Below are 4,804 nucleotides of genomic sequence, written 5' to 3' on the forward strand. Positions count from 1 at the left end.
GATTGCTGTTTTTGTTGCAGACATCGGGTTTGAATAGCCCGAGCGTTTTTCGAGGAAAGTGATGGGCGAAGCCGCCAGCCGGCCTTTCGCTGCGTCGTTCATGCGCGTGCGTTTTGAACGCCCCGATCATTTTCTGCTTCACTCAAGGCTCGCCTAGTGCTGGCCGCCCGGATCAAAGGGGAATGGCGTAATGGCAACGGTAGACCGCTGGCTGCTGCCAGATGGCATCGAAGAAGTACTGCCACCGGAGGCGGCGCGCATTGAAGTCGCGCGTCGTCAGGTGTTGGATCTGTTCCAGAGCTGGGGTTACGAGTTCGTCGTGACTCCCCATATCGAGTACCTGGAATCCCTGCTGACCGGCGCGGGCCAGGACCTGGATCTGCGTACCTTCAAGGTCATCGACCCGCAATCGGGCCGGCAGATGGGTTTCCGTGCCGACATCACGCCGCAAGTGGCGCGCATCGATGCGCACACCCTGCGTCGCGAAGGCCCGAGCCGTCTGTGCTACGCCGGCAGCGTCCTGCATGCCCAGCCGCGTGCATTGTCGTCCTCGCGCAGCCCGATCCAGCTGGGCGCCGAGCTGTACGGCGACGCCAGTCCGAGCAGCGATGTCGAAGTCATCAGCCTGATGCTGGCCATGCTGCAGCTGGCCGATGTGCCGGACGTGCACATGGACCTCGGCCATGTCGGCATCTACCGTGGTCTGGCGCGCGCCGCCGGTCTGTCCGGTGAAGTCGAGCAGCAGTTGTTCGATGCCCTGCAACGCAAGGCCATCGATGAAGTGATTACCCTGACCGAAGGCCTGCCGGCCGATCTGTCCGGCATGCTGCGCGCACTGGTTGATCTGTGTGGCGGCCGTGAAGTGTTGAGCGCTGCGCGCGAGCGTCTGGCCAATGCCCCGGCGCCGGTGCTGGCGGCGCTGGAAGATCTGCTGGCGATCGCCGAACGTCTTTCCGTGCGCTTCCCGCAGCTGCCGCTGTATTTCGACCTCGGCGAGTTGCGCGGCTACCACTACCACACCGGTGTGGTGTTCGCGGTGTTCGTGCCGGGCGTTGGCCAGTCCATCGCTCAGGGCGGTCGTTACGATGACATCGGTGCCGACTTCGGTCGCGCCCGTCCGGCGACTGGTTTCTCTACCGATTTGAAAACCCTGGTGACCCTGGGGCGTGCTGAGATCGAGCTACCGTCTGGCGGTATCTGGATGCCTGACAGTACGGATGCGGCACTCTGGCAGCAGGTTTGCCAGTTGCGCAGTGAGGGTCAGCGTGTCGTTCAGGCCTTGCCTGGACAACCTTTGGCCGCCGCCCGTGATGCGGACTGCGACCGGCAATTGATTCAGCAGAACGGGCTTTGGCAAGTATCGCCACTGGCTTCTTGAGTTTTCCTGCCGGCCATCGCCGGCACCAAGTTTGCGCGAATGAGGACAAGTGTTATGGGTAAGAATGTCGTAGTCCTGGGCACCCAGTGGGGTGATGAGGGCAAAGGCAAGATCGTTGATCTGCTGACCGAACATGCTGCCGCCGTAGTGCGCTACCAGGGTGGCCACAACGCGGGTCACACGCTGGTGATCGACGGCGAGAAAACCGTCTTGCACCTGATTCCGTCGGGCGTGCTGCGCGAAGGCGTGCAATGCCTGATCGGCAACGGCGTGGTGGTTGCACCTGACGCCCTGCTGCGCGAGATCACCAAGCTGGAAGAGAAAGGCGTACCGGTGCGCGAGCGCTTGCGTATCAGCCCGTCCTGCCCGCTGATCCTGTCCTTCCACGTCGCGCTGGACCAGGCCCGTGAAAAGGCCCGTGGCGAGCTGAAGATCGGTACTACCGGTCGCGGCATCGGCCCGGCTTACGAAGACAAGGTTGCCCGTCGTGGCCTGCGTGTCGGCGATCTGCTGAACATGCCGCGCTTCGAAGACAAGCTGCGTGAACTGGTGGATTACCACAACTTCATGCTGGTCGGTTACTACAAAGAGCCAGCCATCGAATTCGAAAAGACCCTGGCCGAGTGCAAGGAATACGCTGAGCTGCTCAAGCCGCTGATGCTCGACGTGACCGCCGAGCTGCACGACCTGCGTCGTGCCGGCAAGGACATCATGTTCGAAGGCGCGCAAGGTTCGTTGCTCGACATCGACCACGGCACCTACCCGTACGTGACCAGCTCCAACACCACCGCGGGTGGCGTGGCGACCGGTTCGGGCGTTGGTCCGATGTTCCTCGACTACATCCTGGGCATCACCAAGGCCTACACCACTCGCGTCGGTTCCGGCCCGTTCCCGACCGAGCTGTTCGACGAAGTCGGTGCGCACCTGGCCAAGCAAGGTCACGAGTTCGGCGCTACCACTGGCCGCGCCCGTCGTTGCGGCTGGTTTGACGCCGTCATCCTGCGTCGCGCTATCGACGTGAACAGCATTTCGGGCATCTGCCTGACCAAGCTGGACGTACTCGACGGTCTGGAAACCATCAACATCTGCGTCGGCTACAAAGACGCGCAGGGCAATGCCGTTGCGCCGACCGATGCTGACAGCTACGTCGGCCTGCAGCCGGTGTACGAAGAAGTGCCGGGCTGGAGCGAATCGACCGTGGGCGCCAAGACCCTGGAAGAGCTGCCGGCCAATGCTCGTGCCTACATCAAACGCGTTGAAGAGTTGATCGGCGCGCCGATCGACATTATTTCGACGGGCCCGGACCGCAACGAAACCATCGTTCTGCGTCATCCGTTCGCTTGATAAGTTGTTGATGTAAAAAACAAAGGCCCCTTAATCGGGGCCTTTGTCGTTTATGCCTGTTGGACGGCATGACCTTTGCTGTGAATCTGTCTACAAGAGTGCCATCAAATTAATGGCGTCAGAAGTAGAGGGATTTAAAGTGTCAGCCGTTCTCTCACTGTTACAAAGCCGTTTGTTGCGGCCGGTGTTCGTTACCCTTGGTATCGCCCTTTTGGTGCAGGTGTTGGTGGCGGTTGCCCTGACGCGGAGCACGGTCACGGCGCTCGAAGCTGATCTGGCCGTGCGCCTGGGTGCCGACAGCCAGAAGCTCTCCGGTGAGCTGGAGCAGGCCGGGCGTGAAGTCACTTCAAGTCTTGATGCGTTATCGGCCAGCACTCGTCAGCGCCTCACGGCTGGCCTGTCCGCACGCCTCAAAGAAGAGCAGGCGCAACTGCGGGCGACGCTGGAGAAGGATCTGAAGGATTCGGCCAACGACATGGCGCAGTTGCTTGCATCCGTAGCGCCGCGTGCGATGTGGGACAGCGACGTGCCGACGCTGTCGGAGTTCGCCCGTCGCGCCCAGCGTAATCCCAACGTGCTGTTCGTGGTGTATGACGACGCTACCGGCCAGCATCTGACCCGTTATCTCAATCGTGAAAACCCGATCAACAAGGCCTTGCTGGAAAAGGGCCAGGGCGAGCGTGCGCTGGATAAGGTGCTGGATGCGGCGAAAAACGATCCTTCGGTTTACTACCTCGAAGCCTCGATCAATCCCAACGGCGTGGAAATCGGCAAAGTGCTGATGGGCGTGTCCACGGCCTCGGTAGAAACCGATCTGGCCGAGCTCGACAAGCGCTTCCTCGCGCTGATTGCCAGCAGCGATCAACTGGTCGGCGACAGCCTCAAAGGCGCAGCGGCGGACAGCGCCAAGGCAATGCAGGCGCGCCTGCAATCGGCGCAGGGCACCGCTGGCGAAATGAAAGCCAACACCGCACAAACCGTTCAAGAGGCTGCCGCCACGCTGCGCTGGCGCATCGGCCTCGGCTTGGCGCTGGTCGGTTGCGGCGTGCTGCTGTTGCTGGCCGTTGTGCTCGGTCATCGCGTGGTCAATCGCCTGAAAATGCTCAATGCGGCAATGGACGATCTGGCGGCGGGCGAGGGCGACCTGACCAAGCGTGTGCAGATCAACAGCAAGGATGAAATCGGCGACATGGCCTCGGCGGTCAATCGCTTCGTCGACAAGCTGCAGCCGATCGTACGCGAGGCGGGTGATGTCGCTCAGCGCACTGGCGTGGAAATCGGCGCGATGACTTTGCGCAACGCTGGCGCCGATGCGGCTGCCGGAATGCAGCGCGATGAAGTGGCGGAAAGCCTGCGCGCGCTGTCGCAAATGGCAGACGAGGCGCAGTCGGAAAGTCAGGCGATGCAGGCGGCGCTGAAGCAGGTTGTCGATATTCGTCAGGCCACCGATGAGAACACTCGTACTTCCGCCAAGGTCGGCAGCCTGATCGAAGCGCTGGCCGGGCAGGTCGATACCGGGGCGAAGGTCATCGAGCGACTGGCGCAGCAGAGCGAGCAGATTGAGGTGGTGCTGACGGTGATTCACGGCATCGCCGAACAGACCAACCTGCTGGCATTGAACGCTGCGATCGAGGCGGCGCGGGCCGGTGAGACCGGGCGTGGGTTTGCCGTGGTGGCGGATGAAGTGCGTGCACTGGCGAGCAAAACGCAGAGCTCGACGGGCGATATTCAAGCGCACATCGTCGCTTTGCAGCAGGGCGCACGTGAGGCCGTCGAGGCGATTGGTCAGGCCGGACGGCAGGCCAGCGAAGGTTTGCTGGTCTTGCGCGACAGTGCGCGGTTGCAGCAGTCGGTGCAGGCTTCGGTCGAGCAGGTGCACGCGGCGATCGGTCTGGCGACGCAAGCAGCAGCGCATCAGGCGCAGGGTGCACAGGCAGTGCGTGGGCGCGTCGAAACGATTCATGCGCAGGCCGAGAAAGCGGCGCAGGCAGTGGTGGAAACCACGGCCAGTGGTAAGGTGCTGGATGGTCTGGCGGCGCAATTGAAAGCCAGCCTGGGGCAGTTCCGCGCTTAAGATCAAAA

3 protein-coding genes are annotated in these 4,804 nt (G+C 62.1%); all 3 read left to right on the forward strand.

Annotated features, from left to right (window positions below; genetic code table 11):
- Window positions 1-190: 190 nt before the first annotated feature.
- The 3 genes from F8N49_RS25585 (at window position 191) to F8N49_RS25595 (ending at window position 4,796) form a co-directional block, all read left to right on the forward strand.
- On the forward strand, window positions 191-1,378 hold the full coding sequence (locus F8N49_RS25585; protein ID WP_016771944.1) for an ATP phosphoribosyltransferase regulatory subunit: 1,188 nt from the start codon (window positions 191-193) through the stop codon (window positions 1,376-1,378).
- Between the two features lie 54 nt (window positions 1,379-1,432).
- Window positions 1,433-2,722, forward strand: coding sequence for an adenylosuccinate synthase (locus tag F8N49_RS25590; RefSeq protein WP_016771943.1), 1,290 nt, complete (start codon window positions 1,433-1,435; stop codon window positions 2,720-2,722).
- 139 nt (window positions 2,723-2,861) lie between these two features.
- Entirely contained in the window at window positions 2,862-4,796 is a 1,935-nt protein-coding gene (locus F8N49_RS25595; protein ID WP_065615501.1) for a methyl-accepting chemotaxis protein, read from the forward strand.
- The last annotated feature ends 8 nt before the right edge of the window (window positions 4,797-4,804 follow it).

Source organism: Pseudomonas sp. GXM4 (assembly GCF_008923895.1).
GTDB lineage: Bacteria > Pseudomonadota > Gammaproteobacteria > Pseudomonadales > Pseudomonadaceae > Aquipseudomonas > Aquipseudomonas atacamensis.